Source organism: Streptomyces zagrosensis (assembly GCF_014203645.1).
GTDB classification, from domain to species: Bacteria; Actinomycetota; Actinomycetes; order Streptomycetales; family Streptomycetaceae; genus Streptomyces; species Streptomyces zagrosensis.
On the sequence record NZ_JACHJL010000007.1, the window covers coordinates 362,861 to 384,052 of the forward strand.

Sequence of the window (21,192 nt, forward strand, 5' to 3'; positions counted from 1 at the left end):
GTCAGCCCAGGTGTACCCACTTCGCCTTGGACGGGGTGCCCTTCGCGGTGGTGAGGAAGAGCATGTACCAGCCGGGCGGTGTCAGGTGCCGGTCACGGGGGATCGAGAGGGTGACCGAGTCGCGGTGTCGGGTGACGCCGAGTTGGATCGAGCGCTGCTCGACATCGGTGGTGTGGGTGACGGCGCTGGGGCGCATCAGCTTGGCCCGCTGAACGCGTTCCGGATGCCGAGTGCGGAAGGTGGCCGATGCGCCGCGCTTGAGCTCCTTCGGGCCGGCGCCGAGCGTGGGCCGGTCCTTGGCGTACAGGTACGGCGGGCTGTAGATCTCCACCCGCCGTTCAAAGGTGCCCGGCTGGGTGTTGGCCCGGTCGGCGTAGAGCGGGTCGGAGCCGAAGGTCGCCACCCGGCCATCGGGCAGCAGCAGCGCCGAGGAGTGGTAGTTGCGGCCCACCGTTGGGTCGGCCGTGTCCTGGAAGGAGTTGGACTGGGGCGAGTAGACCTGGGCCTGGTGGATGTCGCTGTCGCCCTTGCCCCGGTAGTCGCTGGAGCCGCCGGTGGTGAACACGGTGTCGTTCGGCAGGATCACGCTGGACAGATAGCGGGTGCCCTGGGGCAGGTCGGGTCCCTTGGCGAAGCGGTGCGGCTTCTTGTTGAGGTCCACGACGGCGGTCCGCGGTGTGGCCTTGCTCGATTCGCCGACGCCGCCACCGCCCAAGATCATCACCTTTTGGTCCTGCGCGGGGGGCAGCAGCACGGAGGTGGAGGTCTCGGTCTGGTCGGTGTCGGTCAGCCCTGGCACCGGCTTGAAGGAGTTCTTGCGCAGGTCCCACACGCCCGGCACCCGGCCCTTGTTCGCTGGGCCGTAACCGGCGTTGGAACCGGAATAGAAGAGTTTGCCGCCCTTGGTGAGGAACAGCGCCGGGTAGGTGGGGAAGTACCGGCGCGGCGCCTTGGACCACTTCTTGGTCTTCGGGTCGTAGATCTCGTTGATGCCGTTGATGATCTGGCCCACGTCGTCCAGGCCGGATACCGCCAGCACTCGCCCGTCCGCGAGGGTGACCAAGGTGGGGTACCAGCGGCTCTCGTCCATCGAACCGACCGGCACATAGCGTTCGATATCGGGGTCGAACTCGTAGGCGGCGTTGATGCCCTGGTAGTCCTGCTTCTCCAAGGTCATGGCCTGCGCGAGGCCGTAGACGTCCTGTTTGGCGCGACCCTTCAGGCCCTGGATGCTGTATTGCGCGGGCTTGTTGCGCAGTCCGCGCTTGCCCTTGTTCACCGACTCCACGAAGACCCGGGACTCACTGGCGACGACGATGACCTCGCCGCCCTTGCGCTTGCCGTTCTTGTCCTTTTTTGGCACCTTCTTGGCGGGGTCTAGTTGGAAGGCGCGTGTGGCGCGGTAACGCTTGCCATCGGGGGCGCGGAAGGTGGTGCCCTTGGCGAAACGCAGGCCGCGGTTGGGGTTTTCGTTCTTCACCAGCATCGGGCCCGCGGCGCGTTCCACCTCGCCGTCGAGCACCTCGTAGCGCGCCGTCCCCCCGGCCACCAGCATGTTGCCGCCGGACAGTTGGGAGTGTCCGCCGCAAAATAGGTCCTCGGGCGTGTGGATCAGCTTGAAGGTGTCCTTGGCCGGGTCCCACAACAGGGTGTCGAACGTTCCGGCTTCGAACCGCTTCCTGTCATTGCCCGAGCCGGCGATCAGCAGCACCTTGCCGCTACGCAGTAGGGCTGCGTGAATGGCCCGTACCCGGTATTTATCGGGTACGGACAACAGATCCCAATGCCCGTAACGCGCCTTGTATCCCGGTTGGTTGATCTTGTACGCGTGGTAGGTCCGCTCGGCGTAGCTCACGGCGGCCGGGGCGTTGAGCCCGGCCACCACGACCATGGCCGTCACACCGATGGCGGTCGTGCGGACCCGTGGGGTGATCATGTGGCGCACAGCGAGTCCTTATCTGCTGTCGTTGCATTTGCCGTCGTTGCCGTCGTTGCCGTCGTTGCCGTCTTGGGCTGGGGCCTGTTTCCCACCGACGTCGTCGGTTCCGCCGGCGCCGGTTGCTCCGCTGAGGTGGAAGCGTTCGGGGAGGCGTGCGGCAACTCCGTGGGCGCCGGCTGCCCGGTGGTGCTGTCGGCCCGTGCCGCGGGGAGGGTGGCGGCGGTGTGGGGGCGCTTGGCATGCCGCTCGCGGAGCAGCCCGGCGTACCAGACGGCCGGTGCCGCCAAGCACAACAGCACCGCCAGGAACGCCCAGGTGCACATGGCGACGTGGGTGTTACCGAGGAACAGGGACGCGATCAGCGAGCCACCGAACACCACGGCCCACAGCAGGTGGATGCGGAAGGTGGTGAGTCGATCGGGGCTGGAGGAGTCGCCCTTGGGCGTCACCACGAACCGACTCTTGCGCCGTAGCACCGCGTCACACAGCGACTTCGCGTAGATCGGTGCGGAGATCGCGGACAGCGCCATTCCTGCTGCGCCGGAGGAGCCGCGCGGCTCGTGCGGGCTGACATTGTGTTTCCGGTTCCAGACGTAGAGGCCGATCTGTAGGGCCGCCGCGTCGCTGTAGAGCATCATCCAGATCTCGGAGGAGATCTGGATGCCCGAGGCGCCGAGGATGAGGAACAGGGTGCAAGAGAGCGCGGAGAGCATCCAGTTCAGCGCGGACATCGGGTAGAAGGCGACCATCAGCGAGTAGTTGAGCAACCGGCCCGGTGGCAGTGTGGGAATACCTCGCCAGTATTGCTTGAGCACCGTCTCGTACGTGCCCCGGCTCCACCGGAGTTGTTGAGTGAAGAAGTCGGTCCACGCCGTGGGTCCTTCCCCAACGGCCAACACGTCCGGCGTATAGACGGAGCGCCATTTGTTGCTGGTCTCGGGGTTGCGGGTGCGGTGGAGTTCAAAGCCGGTTGCCATATCCTCGGTGATGGAGTCGTAAAGCCCTCCGATGCCCTTGAGTGCGCTGACCCGTACCGCATTGTTGGTGCCCACGAACATCGCCCCGTCGTAGGCGTTTCCCGCGCGTTGGATGAGCGCATGGAAAAGGAACTGCTGGCTTTCCGCTGCCTTGGTGACGGCCGCGTCGTAATTGCCGTAGACCTGCGGCCCGACGACGAACGCCACATCCGGGTCACGGAAGTAGCCGAGCATGCGCTCCAGGAAGTTGGGAAGCGGCACATGGTCGGTGTCCACGCAGGCCATGAATTCGTAAGCGTCGCCGTGTGCGTCGAGCCAGGAATTATAGTTCCCGTGCTTGGTCTTGGCCCGGAAGGGGCCCGTGGGCTGGTTCCAGTGCGGCACGCCTTTGCGCGAGAAGTGCCGCACCCCGAGCGCCGCACACACTTCCTTGATTTCCGCGTCGTCGCCCTCGTCGAGCAGCCAGACATCCACAACCCCGGGGTGCCGCAACTGGGTCGCCGCCTCCAGCGTGACCCGTACCATCTCCACCGGCTCCTTGCCGGGGACGAAGCTGGTCAGGAACGCCACCCGGGTGCCAGGCTGCGCGTGCACCGGGATCGGGTCGCGGGCGACGAGCGTGGCATGGGCGTTGGAGACGACCGTGAACAGCCGAAACACCTCGATCAGCCCGATTGATACGAGCATCACGGTGTCCGCCGCGGTCTCCCAGCCGGACACATACGACCGGTGTACCCAGTGCTCCGGTTGCAGCAGCCAAAACAGCAGGATCGCCGAGACGGTGGGCGCAGCGGCCAACAGCAGCGCGGCCCGTACTCGGTGTGGTTCTTGTGCCAGCAGACTGCGGTAGCGCACCCGGTACGGGACGTTCGGCGGCGGGTCCGTCAGGGGGCCTGCCAACTGGCTGTAGCGGTCGTAGTCGTAGCGTCCCGAGGTGTGGCGGGAGAAAGCGGTATCGGCCTCGGTCGCATCGGCTGGATCGCGCTCCTTCGCGTCTTCCACCGCGCCGGAGTTCCCGGCGTCGCGGACGTCCCCAGAAGCGCGGGAATCGGCGCAGCCGGCGGGGTCTTCGCAGTCGGCAGAATCTTTACAGCCGCCCGCTTTCCTGGTCTTACGCAGCCTGTTGGTGCTCTCGGTCCGCTGCTCACCGGGACGTTGGGGGCCGTCCGAACGGCCGGTACCCGTAGCGCCCTGAGGGTTTTTTGGGCGCGTGGAATCGCCGGCGTTATGTGGCTCCATGGGTTGGGTGGATTCGTCGATGTCCTGGGAAATCCCGGAATCCCGCGGCTTCCCGGGCTCCGGGACATCGCTGAGCTTCTTCGTATCTCCCGCTGACGCACTGACATGGCTGAATGCAGCCAACGCGGCCTCCCGCAGAACGAGCTGTGGCCCGCCTTTCGGCGGCGATAGCCCAAATGGTCCATTCGTCGTCTCATCCGGCAGAAATGGACGGTAACAACCGCACGGTCGGGATTCGCTTATATCGGATGATCGGCGCGCCGTGCGGCAGGGCACTCAATGGGCTAGAAGCAGACAGTCACACAATCGGCCTATCTGTGCGCGTCATGTGTGAATTAGATTTCGTTTTCTGCCATGGTTTGACTCTTCAGCTCCGAAAAAGACCGGAGCCCACGTCACCGCTGAGAACCACTTTTGGGGAGCCGTGCGTGCCGCAAGACAACTGCTCGCCACAAGACGACCGTGCACCGCGAGACACCCGGACGCCGCAAAACCACCGGTCGCCGCAGGACGGCGCGACGCCGGAAAGGGGCGGCCGGGGGCCGGTGCTCAGGCGGTGCGGAGCGCCACGGGGCGAGCACCTGCCCGGCGCGTGCACCGGATCGCCGCTGACGGTGCTGCATGTCTCCCAGCCGGTGTCCGGCGGGGTGGCGCGCGTGGTCACCGACCTGGTGCGCGGGCAACTCGCGGACGGCCTGCGCCCAGTCGTCGCCTGCCCACCGGGCGGCACCCTGGGCGCAGCGGCCACCGAGGCAGGCGCCGAGGTGCTGTGCTGGTCAGCGCGCCGCGCCCCAGGTCCTGGGCTGCCCGCCGAAACCGCGCGCCTGGCCCGAATCATCCGCGCCCTTGGCCCCGACCTGGTGCACACCCACAGCGCAAAGGCCGGCCTGGCCGGACGGCTCGCGGTACGCGGCCGGGTGCCGACGCTCCATCAGCCGCACGCCTGGTCCTTCGACGCATCCGATGGCGCGCTACACGAGCTGGCAGTGCGTTGGGAGCGGTACGCGGCGCGCTGGGCCGCACGGTTGGTGTGCGTGAGCGAGGACGAGCGGCGGCGCGGCGTGGAAGCCGGCATCGCCGCCGGCTGGGAGGTGGTGCGCAACGGCGTGGACACCCACCGCTTCGCTCCCGCGGACGCCGCCGCCCGCCGCGCGGCCCGCACCAGGCTCCCCGCGCTCCGCGGCGTGCCCGATACGGCGCCCCTGCTCGTCTGCGTGGGGCGGCTGTGTCGCCAAAAGGGCCAGGACGTGCTGCTGGACGCCTGGCCGCGCATCGCGGCCGGGGTGCCCGGTGCACGCCTCGTCCTGGTCGGCGAAGGCCCGGCCCAGCACGCCCTGCGGGCCGCCGCCCCGTCGGATGTCATCTTCGCGGGCGCCACCTGCGACCCGGCACGCTGGTACGCAGCGGCCGATCTGGTGGTGCTGCCCTCGCGTTGGGAAGGAATGGCGCTGGCGCCGCTGGAGGCGATGGCCTGCGGCCGGCCCGTGGTGCTCACGGAGGTTTCCGGCGCCCGCGAAAGCCTCCCACCGGGCCACGCGCCGCGCTGCCTGGTCCCTCCCGCCGCCCCCGGCGCCCTCGCCCACGCGGTGACCGCTCTGCTGGCCAACCCGCGCCTGTGCGCCCTGTTGGGCGCCGAGGCATCGTGCCACGCGCGGGAGCGACACGACGTACGGCGCGTCGTCGCGGCGCTGACCCGGCTGTATGGCGAGGTCATCGGCCCCAGCCCCGCAGCGGCCCCGCAGCAGTGCGGCCGGTGCGCCGCAACCGGTCTGAGCGATGCGGGCGACGCGGGTGATGCGGGCGAACCCAGCAGGGTCGGTGAGGTGAGCAACGCTGACCCACTGGGCGCAGGCGGGGCGGAGACTGTGGCTCGCCACCTTCTGCGCCCCCTGTTGTGGCTGCGGTCCGCGCAGCTCGCGGCGCGAGCGGCGCTGGCCAGGATCGTCCGCACGCGGATGCCGGGCCTTTTGGCCTGGCGGTCATGGCTGCGCGGCCGGCTGCCGGGTTTGGCGGCCGGTGATCGGCGGCGCGGGAGGGGCCGGGGCGGTCGGGGCGGTCGGGGCCGGAACCGGGGTGGCTGCCGCAGCCGAAGCGGTCGCGGGACCGGTGTGACCCCAGGGGCAGGGGCCGAGGGGGGGCGGCTCGGCGGCCGAGGCGTGGGGGGCCACGCTGGCCGCAGGAGGCGGTGCGCCGTGCGGCGCGGCCGTACCGTCACCCGCCTCCCTTGGTCCCCACGGCAAGACCGGTGAACAGCAGGGCAGCGCTGACGACGGTCACAGCGACAGCGCTCGCCGCGTTCGACGGCGCATGACCACGACCGCGCTCCCTCCGGCCCCACCGGACGGGGCACCCACTGACCTGCGATGAGGCTGAGGTATTCCACCGGGCCCCATGGCCCGAAACCTCCCACACCCACCCACGCTGACCGCCCATCAGCGACCGCGCCCACCCCGCCGCAGGCCCCAGTGGGGAACGGGCAGCTTGCCGCCGTTCCCCACGGGTACTCACCGTTTCCTAGCGGTTCCTGCCGCTATCTACTGCTATCTACTGCTACCTACTGCTTCCTGTCGCTTCCTACCGTTCCCGTAGCGACAGGTGCCGCAGATACTCCGCGCGGTCCAGTGGATTGCCGTCCGTACGCTCACGCCGAGGAATCACCCCGGTGACCGCCCGGTCACCGGATGGGCGCGACCACCACACGCCCTCGCCCCCCGTCAGCCCCGGCAACCGGCGTTGGATCGCAGACACCTGCCGGGCGGGCAACGCACCCCGTACGCACCACTGCCCAGCATCCACTGACTGCGACCCCGTACCCGCGCCGGCTCCTGACGTCGGTGCGCCGCTGGGAGCCGACTCCGTCACCTCGGCCCCCAGCCCGGACAAGACGCCAAGGACCGCGCTCAGAACAACCGGCGGAACCTCCAACTCAAAGGCGTGATACGGCTCGTAGACCTGGCAGCCAGCACCAGCGAGGGCCGGCAGCAACACCAGCGAAGTGAGCTTGCGGAAGTCCGCTGCCGTACTCATCACGCTGCTGAAGCCGCTCCGGTACAGCGTGACGACGCAGTCGGTCACCGGCCACCCGTACAACCCCTGTTCGAGAGCCTCCCGTACGGAGACCTCGATCGCGCGGTGAAACGCCAGCGGCAACGAACCGAGCTCGACGCCAAGGCGATAGCCGACACCGGAGCCCGGTGCCCCCGGTTCGACGCGCAGCCCGATCGACGCCCAAAACAGGTGACCGCCTGGCTCGTCCATCCCCTCGTACGCCTCCGCCCGGCCCACCGGCCGCTCCACGCACCGAACCCGGCTCGGCTCGAAGTCCGCGTCGATGCCGAAGTCGCGGTGCAGCGTCGCCGCGATGACCTCCTTTTGCACCTCCCCGTACAACAGCACGGTGGTGCCACGCCCCGGAGCGGTACGCGCGCCGATCAGCGGGTCCTGGTCGGCGAGCGTGGTCAGCGCGGCATGCAGTTGCGGGCCACGGCCGGGGTCACGCGGTACGACGACCGACTCCAGGCCAGGCGGTGGAAAGCGGGGCAGGTCCGGGACCAGGGCCGCCTGTTCACCGGACGCGGCAGGTCGCCCCACGCGGTCGCCCACCCGCGCCTGTGCAAGCCCCCACACCCGCGCAATGTCCCCACCTGCCATGTCGCGAGCCCTGAACTGCCCAGCGGAAGCGTCCCGTCCGCCCGCAAGGCGCTCACCCGTGACGATCGGCTCTTCCACGATGGCCAGCTCACCCGACGCATCGGACGCACCCGAACGATCCGGCACGTCCGGTGCATCCGGGGCAGCCGGGACCCGTTCGGGCCTGACCACCTCCAACGCGGTGATCCGACCGGGCTGTTCGGCAACCACGCCATCCGGCGCCGCCCGGTAGAGGGCGACCTGCTGGCCCCGGCGCAGCGTCCCGGCCCGCATCCGGACGTAACACACCTTCGCGCCGCCCGAGTCGCGCTCGATGGCGAAGACCGTGCCGCGCATCTCGTTTCTGCTGCGCGGCCCATGCGGTGCTGGAAGCAGCCGGCAGATGCCCTCCACCAGCGCGTCGGCGCCCTGCCCGGTCAACGCGGAGCCGAAGTACAGCGGGTGCAGCAGCCCGGCCGCCGTCTGCGCGGCCAGCGCGGACCGCAGCGCCTCGGGCGACGGCGTACGGCCGCCCTCCACCCACTGCGCGAGCAACGCCTCGTCCTGCTCGGCCAGCACCTCGGTCAGGTGCGCCGCAATGGCGGGCGATGTGAGGGAACGGGGGCGCACGCGGGCGCTCGGCGTGCCCACGTTCCGCACCTCGTTCACGGCGACGGTGTGCGGGGACAGCTTGCGCCTGATGTCCGCGAGCAACTCGCTCTCGCGTGCACCAGAGCGGTCGATCTTGTTCACGAACAGCAGCGTCGGCAACCGCAGCGCCCGCAGCGTCTTCATCAGGACCCGGGCCTGCGGCTGCACACCCTCCACGGCGGACAGGACGAGCACCGCTGCGTCGAGCACGCTCAGCGCGCGCTCCACCTCGGCGATGAAGTCGGGGTGCCCTGGTGTGTCGATCACGTTCACCTGGAGACCGCCGGCCATAAACGGCGCTACGGCGGTACGTACCGTGATGCCGCGCTGTCGCTCGATGGCGTCGGTGTCGGTCTGCGTATCTCCGGCGTCCACGCTACCGAGCCGTTCGGTGCTGCCCGCATCGAAGAGCAGCCGCTCGGTCAGACTGGTCTTGCCCGCGTCAACATGGGCCAGAATGCCGATATTCAAGGTGGTCATGGGTGGCGAATTCCTCGGAAACACTCGTCAGATAGGGGACCTGGGAGATTCCGAAAACTCGCCGCATCTGCCACTCCTTGAGAAATTACGGATATCGCGACGGCATTCTGCCACCCTCACCACCCGGCAGGCACCCGAATTACGCCCGCTACCCCGCGGACCCGCCACCCCACCCCGGCGGCCCGAGCCCCGCGGCACGTGCCGCGTCCATATCCGCATCCGTACGCGGCTTCTACATGCTTCTACGTGCTTCTACATGCCGTATGCCCACATGCCCACCACATGCCAAGGGGCCCCGCTCGGGGGCCCCTCACCACGCGTCAGCGCTCGGCACCGCTCAGCACAGTTCGTGATCAGTACACCACTCAGGGTGCGAGCGGTTACCGCCCCGAACTGTCGCCTTCCACCAGCTCATCGGGGCAGGCCGTGCCGCGTGGGAACTTGTAGCGTCCGCCGATGTGGTACGTCCCGGGTTGGGGCGCGTGCAGTACGGTCCACACGTCCTCGGGTTCGTCCTTCGGGGCCTCCTGGACCTCCTTGGTCAAGCAGCCCTCGACGTTCTGCGGAAGGATGTCGTTCTTGCCCTCATGCGGCGGTGCGACGTTCTGGCCTTCGCTGTCTATCAGGCCGAGCCAGGGCGAGTACGGAACCCGGATGAGGACGGGCCCCGCCGTGTCCACCTCGATGGTCAGCTCGTCGGCCGCCGCGCGCTTGACGGTGGCGGGCCGATCGGCCAGCGGTGTGGGGTCCTTGACCCGGTAGAGCTTCCAGTTCTCGTCGGACCACACCTTCTCCAGGTACGGCTGCCCATCGACCACCAACTCGGCCTCGGCCTCGCCCGCCCCGTCGAGCCGGTCCTTGGGCAAGACGACGAAGTGCACGGCCCAACGCCCCAGCCACGCGCGGTAGCTCGCCGAGGTGAGCGTCTTGTCATAGAAGAGCGGGTTGCGGCCCTTGTCCGCCTGCCGATTCCAGCCACGGGCCAGGTTGAAGTGCGGGGCGATGGCCGATGACTCGCGGTGGCTCTGGGTGGGAACCACCTCGACCCGCCCGCGCTCCGCGCCCGCCTGTTCGAGCTGGTCGAGCAGCGGCTCCAGCTCACGCGCCCAAGATTCGGACGGTGTTGTCTTGATGACGTCGGCGGTGGACTGGGAGGCCTGCCCGATCGCCACCACCGCGATGGCCAGCGTCAACGCAGCCCACTTGCGGCTCAACGCCCGTGACAGGCTCAGCCGGGGCATCTTGAACGGAGGCACCACGGCGAGCAACACCACGCCACCGAAGATCATGCCGAAGCGGGTGATGTTGGAGCCGATTTGCGAGGGAATCGCCCAGACCAGCATCACCGCGAGCCCATAGAGCAGCGCGGCGACCCGAACCGTACGCCACTGCTTGGGCGCGAAGAAGTACGCCGCTGCGGCGCTCAAGAACGGCACGATCGTCGAGGAGAACTCCATCGGCATCGTTCCGGAGAACGGGAACAGCCATGCCGAGAGCGCCACCACAAGCGTCGGCGTCACACCGAGCGCGTACGCGGCGAGGCGGCGCTTGGTCAACCACAGCGCCACGGCCACGATGCCTACATAGAGCCCGGCCACCGGACTTGAAGCGGTCGCGAGCGCGGACATCGACGCGGCGGCCCCCGCCCGCGCCAGCCGGTGCGTCCAGCGCTGGGAGCGCCACTTTCGCGGCCACGCGAAGATGACCGCGATCGCCGCGAGCCCAAACATCAAACCGAGCCCGAACGTCACCCGCCCCGAAACGGCATTGCAGGTCAGCGCCACCGCCCCGTACAGGGCCGGCAGCATCGGACGGCGCACCGCATGGCTGCGCACCAGCAGCAGCGCTATGAGCCCGGCGGACAACGTGCCCACGATCACCATCGTGGTGCGGACGCCGATCCCCGCCATGAGGTACGGAGAGATCACGCTGTACGAAACCGGGTGCATCCCGCCGAACCAGGCGAAGTTGTACGCGGACTCAGGGTGCTCCGTCGCAAAGGTCGCCCAGGCATCCTGCGCGGCAAGATCGCCACCACTGTTGGCGATCAGCAGCACCCACAACAGGTGGAGCACGGCGGCCAGGACCAGCGAGGCGGCCACCGGGTGCGCCATGAGGCGAGCCGCGCGGTGCGCGATCCGCTCGCGTCTGCCGCCACTGTCTATCGCGGAAGCGGCAACCGTAGCCTTGCGGCGGACGGTGGGTTGCCTTTGCGCCCAGGTGGAATGTGTGGCGGCATCGTCGCCGCTGTCATCGGCCCGGGTCGGGCCGTCGGTGGTCACTGCGGTTCTCTCCCCAGTCTTCCCCGAGGTCTCGCCATGTCATCGACCCGGCCCCCGGGGCCTGCCCAGCAGATCCGGTTAAAGGGCGGCCTTCGACGCTAACACAGCGCCAGAAGCCGACAACTAACAGGTAGCGCCCCAGCGTTGGCCTAGTCCGAGTTGGCCCCCGGCCGCAATGACACGGCCCTGACCGCAGCCCCCCACGCGCAACCAGCGCTAACGCCCCACCGACGGCCGGACAATGGTGCCCGGCGACGTCCTCGTCACAACGCGAAAGGTGCTGGCCGAAAACGGACCAGCACCCGACGATGATGTATCTATACGGAAACCAAGAATACCATTCGGCATACACGGCGAATGCGGCCGGTGCTGGGAGCGTAAGAGGCGGCCGGTGCCGGGAGCGTAAGAGAGGGCTGCGAGCTGTTTGCTCCTCGCACGCGACCCGGTGACCGCGACCGCTGACGGTGACCCGCCGCAACCGCTGGCAGTGACCCGCTGGCAGTGACCCGCTGACAGCGAGGTGCTGCCGCTCTGCCCGGCCGCTTGCGTATCGGGCGAACCTGTTGCACAAGCTCGGCCTACACGATCAACTGGAGCTGATCCGCTACGCCTCCGGGCCGCCCCGATCGAACCCCGACCCCGACCCCGAACCCGCCCCACACCGAGCCAACCTAGCTACCCGCTCCCATCCGGACCCGGGCCGCGGGGCGCCCGAGCCGACGAGGAGGAAGCGCGCATGGCCAAGCCGCACCGCGCCACCTCCCGCCCCGTCTCCCGCCCCACCGCTGCCCCTCCCGCCTCCCGCGGTGCGGCCTCTCGTAGCCGCCACCCACGCCAGACAGCCACCGCCGGCCGGCTGCTGACCGCGCTGCTCGCCCTCGTCGGCCTTTTCACCGTGCTGGGTGGCTCCGCCGAGCAGACCCAGCGCGCCCCGGCATCGTGGGCGTCCGCCGTATCCGCCGCTACCAGTAGCGCCGATGCGCACGCCGATGCCCCGTGCCACACCACGTTGTGCGGCGCTGTACGGGCACACCGAGAAATCCCCGGGGAGCGGCATGCCCCGCCGCCCAACGGCGGGCCCCTACCGCAGTGCCCCGCGCTGCTGCGGCCCGAACCGGGGGCACCACTGCCCTCGGCGCCGGAGCCGGCCAAGCCTCCCGAGCACACCGTTTTTCACATCGGGCGGGCGCCCCCGCCCTCCGCAGGCACCTGACATTTCCCCTTGTCTTCTTCCGCGCTGCCCAGGGGCGGCGCGGTATGCCTGCTGGAGGCACTCTTGACGCGCGCCATGCGTGTACGGGCGTTCTTCGCCCTCGCAGTCGTTGCCCTGTCGCTCTACATCGCCGCCACCGTGCCGATCCACCTCGGCCTCGATCTACGGGGCGGCACCCAGATCGTGCTCGAAACCCGTAACTCACCGACCGCCAAGGCCGACTCGGTGGCCACCGAACGCACCATGGAGGTGTTGCGGGGCCGCATCGACGCGCTCGGCGTCAGCGAACCCACCATCGTGCGCTCCGGAGACAACCGGATCATCGTCGAACTGCCCGACGTGCAGGACCCGCGAGAGGCCGCCGACGTCCTGGGGCGCACCGCCCAACTCGCCTTCCACCCCGTACTCGGCGCGGCCGAGCGCGACCACGACACGTCCCAGCCCCCTCCCCAGCGGCCGAAGGAACGCATCGTGCCCGACGAAACCGGGCAGCCACTACGCCTTGGCCCCTCCGCCCTGACCGGAGCTGACGTCGATGGCGCCGAGGCCAGGCTCGATCAACAACGCGGCGCGGGCTGGTTCGTCAGCGTCGATTTCGCGGGCTCGGGCAACGGGTGGGCCCGCCTCACCGGCGCGGCGGCCTGCGTTCCGCCCGGCGACCCTGCTCGTCGCGTGGCGATCGTCCTGGACGGCAAGGTCATCTCATCGCCCCAAGTCGATCCCTCCGTGCGCTGCCGCACCGGCATCACCGGCGGCTCCACCCAGATCACCGGCTCCTTCAACGCGAACGAGGCCAAGGAACTCGCCCTCCTCATCAACGGCGGCGCCCTACCCGTTCCGGTCGAGATCGTCGAACAACGCACCGTCGGCGCCACCTTGGGCGCCGATGCCATTCGGGCCAGTGCCCAGGCGGCCGTCATCGGCACCGTGCTGACCTCGCTGTTCATCATCGCCATCTACCGGCTCATGGGCGCGCTGGCCGTGGTGGCACTGGTCTGCTACGGACTGATCTCCTACGCGGCGCTGGCCGCCCTGGGAGCGACCCTGACGCTCCCAGGGCTCGCCGGGTTCGTCCTGGCCATCGGCATGGCAGTCGATGCCAATGTGCTCGTCTTCGAACGCGCCCGAGAGGAATTCACCGCCCGCGGCAGCAAGAGCCTGCGCTCCGCCCTGAAGGCAGGATTCCGCAACGCCTTCAGCGCCATCGCTGACTCCAACATCACCACCCTGATCGCCGCCGGGCTGCTGTTCTTCCTCGCCTCGGGACCTGTCCGCGGCTTCGGCGTCACGCTGGGCATCGGGGTCCTGGCCTCCATGCTCAGCGCCCTGGTGATCACCCGCGTCCTCGCCGAATTCGCCGTCGCCCGCCGCCCCGTACGGCGTCGGCCTCGCCTTACCGGCATCGCCGACACCGGCCGTGTGCGCGACTGGCTCAACCGCCGCGGCCCGGACCTGATGCGCCACCGGCGCCGATGGCTCGCCCTGTCCGCTGCGGCTCTCACCCTGGCTGTATCGGGGATCGTGGTGCGCGGGCTGGACTTCGGGGTGGAGTTCACCGGCGGCCGGCTCATCGAGTACGCCATCGCCGAGCCGGTGTCCGCCGACCGCGCCCGGGACGCCCTGACCGACGCGGGATTCCCCCAAGCCGTCGTCCAGACCTCCGGGGACAACGCCCTCACCGTGCGTACCGACGAACTGTCGAACGCCCAAGAGGCCCGGATCACCACGTCGGTCGAAAATCTCGCAGGCTCAGCGGAAAAGATCCGTGACGAACTCATCGGCCCCAGCATCGGCGAAGAACTGCGCCGCGGCGCCATCATCGCCCTGCTCGCAGCCCTCGTCACGCAACTCCTCTATCTCGCCGCACGCTTCCGCTGGACCTTCGGCATGGCAGCCGTCGCCGCCATGGCCCACGATGCGCTCGTGCTCGTTGGCGTGTTCGCCTGGCTGAACAAGCCCATCGACGGCGTATTCCTGGCCGCCCTGCTCACCGTCATCGGCTACTCGGTCAACGACTCCGTCGTCGTCTTCGACCGCGTCAGGGAACTGCGAGCGGCCCACCCGAAGACGCCCTTCGCCCACATCACCAATACCGCGATCTTGCAGACCATTCCGCGCACCATCAACACCGGAATGGGCGCGGCATTCATCCTCTCCGCCCTCGCCCTGCTTGGCGGAGACTCCCTCACCGACTTCGCCCTAGCTCTGCTCATCGGCATCGTCGTCGGCACCTACTCCTCCATGTTCACCGCGGCTCCCCTGGCGGTCGAACTCCACGCCCACAGCAGCAGCCACCCACCAACACGCAAAGGGCCGGGGACGGCAACGGCGACAACAGCGGCAACAGCGGTAACAGCGACAACACAGCCAGCCGCTCGCCCGAAGCAGGGCACCACGGCGAACAGGCCGCCGGGCGACCGACACACCGGCGCAGTGAAACCCCACGGCAGGCCCGTAAAATGATCGGGCTGCGCCGCGACACCGCGGCCCTCGACCCTTCTGCACGGACCGACCACGACCCTGGCCTCTCTGGCCTGACCTGACCAGGAGGTTAGGCCGGCCCGCCGGTCACGCGGCGGGCCGGCCTGTCCGCCCTGTCGGCGGGGCTCTGCTCGCACGCCGTCCTCGCTCAGCGGGGCTAGGCCTCGATCGCGATGCCGTGGCTCTCGCCGGCTGAGAGGAACGACGCCAACGCTCGCCCCTGTTCGGCCACGGCGTTACGGTCGGCTCGTGAGAAGTCACGCAGCGAGGCGACCGTAACGGTGCCGGCCTTGACGCTCCAGGTGGCGGCGACACGGCCATCCACCAGGACGACGCGAGCGCCGGCGACGGACAGGCCGCGGTGGGCGTCGTCGATGATCCGGCCGCGGTCGTGGTAGCCGAGGATGGCGTTGTCGAAGGCCGGCAGGAAGCGCACCGGGGCGGGCGTCTCGGGGTCGGGGCGTGGCGCGTCGGGGAGGTCCAGCAGTTCTCGGCCCCGCTCGTCGCGGAAGGTGACTAGTTCGTCCCGTATGGCCGCGATGGCGGTCGGCAGCCCGGCGAGGCCGCACCAGGCGCGCACGTCGGCCGATGCGGCGGGGCCGAACGCGGCCAGGTAGCGCCGTACCAGCGCCTGACCCACCGGGTCCGAGTCGCTCGGGGGCAATGGAGCCACCTCGCGGCCGAGCCAGAACGCGAGCGGTACGTTACGCACCCCCGCTCGGGCGCGCCACAGCCCGCGCGGCGGCATTTGCACCGCTGGAACGAGCGCGGCGATCACCACCTCACCCAACGCTCTCGGCCCCGGCTCGGGCCAACGCTCGGCCAGCACCCGGCCGAGCTCGGCCATCGAGCGCGGCTCGCCGTCTGCCAACAGGGCTTGGCCCGCCGTCGCGAGCTCGTCGAGGTCCACGCCGGCGAACTCACGGCGGTAAGCCCCGAGGGCCCGTTGACGGAGCATGGCGTCGTGGCGCGCGCGCCAAGCCAGCGCGTCGTCCGCAGTGACCAGGTGCACCGTGCGACGCATGAGATGGGTACGCACCACCAGCCGCTCGGTCAACAGGTCTGAGATCGTGTGCGGGTCGAACGCGCGCAGCCGGGACCATAGCCCGACGAAAGGCTCCTGCGGCTCCTGAGCCTGGAGGCCGCCCAGGTGCGCGACAGTGTCGATGACGGGCAGGTTGGCGCGGTCGAGAAGCAGTTGCCTGGCGAGCGTCGCGCGGTTGAGCGCCCGATTGTCCAGAACAGTCATCGAGGCTCCTGCGCAGTCCGCGCGGCACCGACATGCCCCTGAGCCAGCACGGGTAGGACGGCGATTGTGAGCGCAGTGAGCGCAGTGAGCGCAGTGAGCGCAGTGAGCGGGTGGGCCCGCCCGTTGTCACGGCAGGAGCAGGGTGGGGCAGCCATGGCGATCGGTTCTTCCTGGTCGTTCTCGTCGTGAGGCACGGGCCGACTCTGGCAGTGAAAGAGGACAGAACGTGTCCGCATTCGCCGTCGCCGGAAGTGTGACACGGGCCTCGCGGAGTGGTTGCTGGCGCGGGCGTGGATACGCACCAGAGCTAATGACCATTGGGGAGGGGGTGAGGAGCGATGAGCTACAACGACGGGGACGGCTACGCCTGGCGATATATGGTGTGCCCTCTCACGCAGGCCCTTGAAGGCAGCGTCGAGACGGTGTCGCAGGGCCTTCCCAGTAGCTTTCGGGCGGCATCTTGGGTGACGAAGGCGGCCTGGGGTCGCGGGCTAGCTTGTTGTCTCATGAAACCGGCCCAGGGAGGCCAGGGGAAGTCGCAGCCCCCTGCTGGCCGCAGGGGGCTGCGTGGATGAGTTCTCCGACCGGCGTTGGAGGCGCCTCGGACTACGTGAGTCCTCGGTAGCGCGTCCATTCCTGAGCTGCTGAGACCATGGCTCCCAGCCACGTCTCGTCAGGCCGGCCCTCTACTCGTGTGGCCCACATCCGATGCGTGGCGCGAGCGAAGGCGTCAAGGGCCGCGGGATCGGCCTTGGCCCACCCTTCACACTGGGCGGCCCATGTCTCAGCCTGCGTCGGCGTGTGGCCCGCGGAGATGAGTTGCACGACCATGCACGCCGGGTCGATGAACGCGGCCCCCAGCGTGGGCCAGGACCAGTCCACGAGCCACGAGCGCCCGTCACCGACCATGACGTTGCTGGGGTGGATATCCGTGTGCAGGAGCGTCCCACCGCGGAATAGCTGTGCTGTCGTCTCGGGTTCGGTGAAGCGATCCCACCGGTTCTCCGCCCACGTCTGCGCCACCTTGGGCGCGGGCAGCGTGCGAAGGTGATTGATCAGCTCAGCTACAACCGCCAGGTCTAACGCGCTTGTGAAGTCCGCTCGGCGCCCGGAGACGACTTCGTATCCGAGGACGATCCAGTCATCGTCTTCCGCTTCCCACACGAGTGCCGGCGCGATCGGGCGCACGGTGGACGCGATGGCCCGCTCTCGAAGGATCGAGTCGCGCCGGCCGCCCTGGCGGTTGCGCATGGCCTTGACGAAGAACGGCCCCTCTTCGCACTCGACCACGGCTGTGAGGTCCGAATCAAAGCCCCTCTCAGTACGGTTTACGGAGGTGCGGTTTCCCGTGAACGGGTAAATGAGTGACCAAAGCTCTGGTTCGGGGAGGTCGTGTTGCATGCTCAGTTCCTCGGGGGGCATTCGGTGCCCGGATACCCGGGCTTGCACGAATCGTTGGGCTCGCAGCCGGGGTCGCACTTGTCAGGGTCGCATTTCTTCCCTCCGCGAGCTGCGTGGCGGATGCGCAACCGCGCGTCGGTCATCAGCGGGCCGCCGAGGATATCGGCCAACCCAGCGGTACGGACGTTCCCCACGCTCATCCACTCGGCGGAGATCACGCAGGGCGACACGTTGCCGTTGGGGTCGATGGCGGCCTTACCGTCCCCGCATTGGCCGCACAGACCAGACACGTCGGGTGCCTGGCCCTTGGCCCCGCGGCCATAGGGCCGCTCGGAATCCACGCCAATCCGCGTGACACCCAGGTCCGCTAGGTCTCGCTTGGCCTGTTCGACGCGCTGCCCCCGGCGATCGCCACAATGCCGGCACGCAAGGGGATGCCGAGCTGCACGGCCTTGACGATGTTGTCCCGCGTTCGCTGAAAGCTAGGGCGCCCCGTGATGGCCTGATGCTCGTCGGCCTGGTCCGAATACCACGAGGTAGCCAGCGAAGCGCCCGCACGCTGGAGCTGCGTCCACCAAGCGTCAGAGACGTGCACGAGGTTGCTGTAGACCTCGACGGCCAGGCCCCGCGTCAGCGCCTGGTCCGCGAGGACCAGGGCGTCAGGGTGCAACATCGGCTCGCCGCCGATGAGTTGTACGCGCCGCACGCCGCCCGCTGCGGCCTGCTCAAGGACGCCCAGCCAGTCCTCGCGCGACATCTCCCCGTGCGATCCGTTCGCCCCAGAGGAGTTGTAGCAGTGAGCCTTTGCAGCGGTGCTGCTCCAGGGTGAGGATGGCCATGGCGGTTGACGTCATTCGATTGATCCGGTGGGTGCGGGCCGCGGTCAGGTCGTGGCACCGGCCGGGCAGTGCGGGCGAGATCCACAGCACCTTGCCGGCCGGGTTGGTGACAACGTGCATGGTCACGCCGTGGCGGCGGTGTTTGTGGGAGTAGTGGGCTGTGCTGTCGCCGACGCGGTCGCACTGCGCCAGGGTGCCGTGCAGCAGGACGTAGTCAGGATCATGAGTGTGTAGGACCTTCAGTAGCCCCGGTGCCCGGTCGGCCGGCAGGCTGGGGACGCGGCTGGTGTAGGCGTGGGCGGTGCCGACGCAGATGCCGAAGCCGCCGGCTATCTGCGCGAGGGTGTCGTGCTTGCGCAGGTACACCAGGGCGACCAGCGCGCGCTGGTGCGCAGGCAGCTTGCAGCGGCGGTCACCCTCGCGGGTGACGATGAGGATGGTGACCCACTCGACCAGCGCATGAGGCAGGTCGAGTGCGGCAGGATACGGAACCAACGGGGCTTTTGAGCCGATGAGTTGAGACGTCGAACACCTCCCTCAACGGCACAGGAGCCTCGTGCGTTGCGCACCCCGCCAGCGTCACCCGATCAGTGACCACTCTGAAGAAGCTCACCGTCCGTTCGGCAGCAGCGTCAGGGGGTCAGGGAACGGAGCCGCCGGGACTGCGTGTGATAGGAGCCGGTGAACAGGCCCTCGGTGCGCTGCAGTTGCTGCAAGACGCCGATGCGCTGTCCCTGGAGCAACTGCAGTGCGGGGAAACGGCCGTGCTCGAACAGCAGGATGTTCAGCGACCCGCCGTACTTGAAGTTCCCAATTTCCTCTCCCTTTTTCACCGGGACCGGATTGATGATCGGGCCCTTGAACTTCTTCAGAAAGTTCACGGAGGCGATTGAGTTGAGGCCGACGGGCACCAGACCGACATATCCCTCGCCATCCGGCTTCCCCATGGCGTCCAGGTATTTCGTCTTGATGATGACGTATCCCCGGCGGAAGTGGTCGAACATCTCGTAGTCGTAGCCGTAGCCGACGTTGCCCTTGTTCAGCAGTTCAGGAAAGTCCCGCATGCCGTAGTAGACCCCGCCGATGTCATCGCGAGCCTCCACCACCTCGCCCGTCACCGGGGCGTGATACCTGTGGTAGGTGTCGGGCATCAGGATGCACGACACCGCCGTGCCGCCTGCACGCTTCTTTTGACCGTGTGCGTCCTCGGTGTAGACGAACCTGTCGGCGTACTCGGAGTCGTTGAGCAACTGCCTGACGTTCATGGTCACTGTCTTGACCGGAATCGGCGTAGTGTCGGTCAGCTCATCAACGATCATATTGATGACGCAGTCGGCCGGAGCGGTCACCACGCTGTCGTCATCCTTGGCGTCGATCGGCCGCTTTCCCGGCACGATTTCCCGGATGAAGAACTCATTGAAGTTCTTCCACTTCTCGATCTTGTAGTCGGCCATACGCTTCGGTCCGAGATCCTCGATCCATCTCTCGATGAGGATCTTCGATTCCGGTGCGTCCATCTGCATGCCTTGCAGGTTCGTGAAGTCGGCAGTCATCTTGAGACCGGGGCCACAGGTGACAAAGACCATGCCGTAGTCGTTCTCGTAGTTGATCCAACTGAACTTCTCGATGTAGTCCAGCCCGTTGTTGACCCCCGCATAGTGCTCCGGGTCGGTCCCCGACTGCCACTTGTGCCACTCCGTGAAGAAGTTGCACAGGAAATCGATGTCCTTTTTCTTCCAGTCGCATTGCACATTGGGTGGCGTGTTAGCGGGGTACGGCACCACGTTCTCGACCGCTGCGTCGTACATGGTCTTGAAGCCCTCGTGGTCGGTGGCGTACCACCGCTTGATTTTGGCGAGAAATTCGTTGAGGTCTGTCGAGAACGCGTCGTCGGCCTGGGGCACTGTCCTGTCGCCTTCCGCGGGGAATGTCGTTCCCGATACCCCTGGCCAGGCGCATCTGAGCTACAGCCATCCGTCTCACGATGTCGCTCCGATGCGCTGCAAAACCATCCGCTTGGGCGCATTGGCTCCCCGCACAGGGGAGTTCACCGTGCCAGGGACAGGCCCGGTTCCGCTGCCGGAGGCCGGTCGCCGGATACTGGAGCCGGTGTCAGCGCTCGCCCACATGCACCGCGCGCCCGCCCCGCGCGGTCTCCTTACAGGTGGCCGTCATCGTGTCAGCCGATCCAGGCAGGCCCATGACCTACGCTTACAGGAAGAGATAAAAGGGCCATCCTTCGGGCATGGACTTCGCGGGGACTTTGTGCTGATGGTCCCGTGCCAGCCATGAAATGTCTTGCCCCCTTGGGGACCGGCAGGGTGGTCGCCTCTTCGAGCCGCACCCGACGACCCATTGGGCGCGGGCGACGGTTAGGTCGTGATGCCGGCCCGGCGTGGTCGGGAAGATCCGCCGGACGCGGCCGGTCGGGCCAGTCACGACCTGCGCTCCACGCCACGGTGGCAACGCATCGCGACGACGTCGGCCCGGCCGTCGTCTAGGCGGTCGCACTCGGCGAGGGCGCCATCCACCGGTACGTAGTCTGGACTGCGCGACGGTCCTCGTTCGCGTCGGCCTGAGCCACGCGAGCGGTGAACATGCGCTCCCCAGAGCCATCGAGGGCCCGCCTCCGCAGCCGGTCGTGGAGACCTCGCCAATTGCCGTACTTCTCCAGCAGGTGCACCCACTAGCCTCGATCTTTCGCGCGCCCAGCAGACTCGGAGGTCTTCGTGATGTAGCTGATCTTGAGTCGTAAGCTCGTTGTCGCCTGCCGGTGTGAGTCCGGTCCGGGTAGCTGCCAGGAGGCCCGGT

Annotated in this window: 11 protein-coding genes and 2 pseudogenes; 3 read left to right on the top strand and 10 right to left on the bottom strand. The window is 68.3% G+C overall.

Translation table 11 applies throughout. From position 1 onward, the window contains the following. Position 1: 1 nt before the first annotated feature. A complete protein-coding gene (glxA, locus tag FHS42_RS16350) occupies positions 2 to 1,945 on the bottom strand; it encodes a radical copper oxidase GlxA (RefSeq protein WP_184572933.1) in 1,944 nt (647 codons plus the stop codon). Beyond that, positions 1,933 to 3,918 carry a glycosyltransferase family 2 protein gene (locus tag FHS42_RS16355; RefSeq protein WP_312866899.1) on the bottom strand — a complete coding sequence of 662 codons (1,986 nt, stop codon included), beginning with the start codon at positions 3,916 to 3,918 and terminating at the stop codon, positions 1,933 to 1,935. The genes glxA and FHS42_RS16355 overlap by 13 nt, the downstream gene beginning before the upstream one ends. An 818-nt stretch (positions 3,919 to 4,736) precedes the next feature. Between FHS42_RS16355 and FHS42_RS16360 the strand changes: the two are divergent. Next, positions 4,737 to 5,882 (top strand): annotated as a pseudogene (locus tag FHS42_RS16360) (glycosyltransferase); the annotation flags it as partial. 847 nt (positions 5,883 to 6,729) lie between these two features. Here the strand turns inward: FHS42_RS16360 and FHS42_RS16365 are convergent. Continuing rightward, positions 6,730 to 8,916 carry a GTP-binding protein gene (locus FHS42_RS16365; protein WP_184572934.1) on the bottom strand — a complete coding sequence of 729 codons (2,187 nt, stop codon included), beginning with the start codon at positions 8,914 to 8,916 and terminating at the stop codon, positions 6,730 to 6,732. A gap of 380 nt (positions 8,917 to 9,296) precedes the next feature. Beyond that, on the bottom strand, positions 9,297 to 11,198 hold the full coding sequence (locus FHS42_RS16370) for a TgpA N-terminal domain-containing protein (protein ID WP_184572935.1): 1,902 nt from the start codon (positions 11,196 to 11,198) through the stop codon (positions 9,297 to 9,299). 736 nt (positions 11,199 to 11,934) lie between these two features. Here FHS42_RS16370 and FHS42_RS16375 point away from each other — a divergent pair. Both FHS42_RS16375 and secD read left to right on the top strand, forming a co-directional pair. Continuing rightward, positions 11,935 to 12,411, top strand: a complete 477-nt coding sequence (locus FHS42_RS16375) for a hypothetical protein (RefSeq protein ID WP_184572936.1) — start codon at positions 11,935 to 11,937, stop codon at positions 12,409 to 12,411. 75 nt (positions 12,412 to 12,486) lie between these two features. Further along, positions 12,487 to 14,874: a protein translocase subunit SecD gene (gene secD / locus FHS42_RS16380; protein ID WP_184572987.1), complete on the top strand. Its 2,388-nt coding sequence runs from the start codon at positions 12,487 to 12,489 to the stop codon at positions 14,872 to 14,874. A 175-nt stretch (positions 14,875 to 15,049) separates the two neighbouring features. Here the strand turns inward: secD and FHS42_RS16385 are convergent, their stop codons facing one another. The 6 genes and pseudogenes from FHS42_RS16385 to FHS42_RS16405 all read right to left on the bottom strand — a co-directional run bounded on the left by FHS42_RS16385 (position 15,050) and on the right by FHS42_RS16405 (position 20,285). Further along, positions 15,050 to 16,141 carry a winged helix DNA-binding domain-containing protein gene (locus FHS42_RS16385; RefSeq protein WP_184572937.1) on the bottom strand — a complete coding sequence of 364 codons (1,092 nt, stop codon included), beginning with the start codon at positions 16,139 to 16,141 and terminating at the stop codon, positions 15,050 to 15,052. Positions 16,142 to 16,747: 606 nt separating this feature from the next. Continuing rightward, positions 16,748 to 17,542, bottom strand: a complete 795-nt coding sequence (locus tag FHS42_RS16390; RefSeq protein WP_184572938.1) for a phosphotransferase — start codon at positions 17,540 to 17,542, stop codon at positions 16,748 to 16,750. A gap of 2 nt (positions 17,543 to 17,544) precedes the next feature. Further along, positions 17,545 to 17,883: an SPASM domain-containing protein gene (locus FHS42_RS37145; RefSeq protein ID WP_312866900.1), complete on the bottom strand. Its 339-nt coding sequence runs from the start codon at positions 17,881 to 17,883 to the stop codon at positions 17,545 to 17,547. Between the two features lie 26 nt (positions 17,884 to 17,909). Continuing rightward, positions 17,910 to 18,299 carry a radical SAM protein gene (locus tag FHS42_RS37150; RefSeq protein ID WP_246494860.1) on the bottom strand — a complete coding sequence of 130 codons (390 nt, stop codon included), beginning with the start codon at positions 18,297 to 18,299 and terminating at the stop codon, positions 17,910 to 17,912. A gap of 94 nt (positions 18,300 to 18,393) precedes the next feature. Beyond that, positions 18,394 to 18,876 (bottom strand): annotated as a pseudogene (locus FHS42_RS16400) (transposase); the annotation flags it as partial. 137 nt (positions 18,877 to 19,013) lie between these two features. Beyond that, positions 19,014 to 20,285: a phosphatidylserine decarboxylase gene (locus tag FHS42_RS16405; protein WP_184572939.1), complete on the bottom strand. Its 1,272-nt coding sequence runs from the start codon at positions 20,283 to 20,285 to the stop codon at positions 19,014 to 19,016. Positions 20,286 to 21,192 lie beyond the last annotated feature (907 nt).

What these genes read in the sequence shown, in the direction of transcription:
- FHS42_RS37150 (WP_246494860.1), bottom strand. Translation starts at nt 18,299, where the DNA reads ATGTCGCGCGAGGACTGGCTGGGCGTCCTTGAGCAGGCCGCAGCGGGC.
- FHS42_RS16390 (WP_184572938.1), bottom strand. Translation starts at nt 17,542, where the DNA reads ATGCAACACGACCTCCCCGAACCAGAGCTTTGGTCACTCATTTACCCG.
- FHS42_RS16375 (WP_184572936.1), top strand. Translation starts at nt 11,935, where the DNA reads ATGGCCAAGCCGCACCGCGCCACCTCCCGCCCCGTCTCCCGCCCCACC.
- secD (WP_184572987.1), top strand. Translation starts at nt 12,487, where the DNA reads ATGCGTGTACGGGCGTTCTTCGCCCTCGCAGTCGTTGCCCTGTCGCTC.
- FHS42_RS16365 (WP_184572934.1), bottom strand. Translation starts at nt 8,916, where the DNA reads ATGACCACCTTGAATATCGGCATTCTGGCCCATGTTGACGCGGGCAAG.
- FHS42_RS16385 (WP_184572937.1), bottom strand. Translation starts at nt 16,141, where the DNA reads ATGACTGTTCTGGACAATCGGGCGCTCAACCGCGCGACGCTCGCCAGG.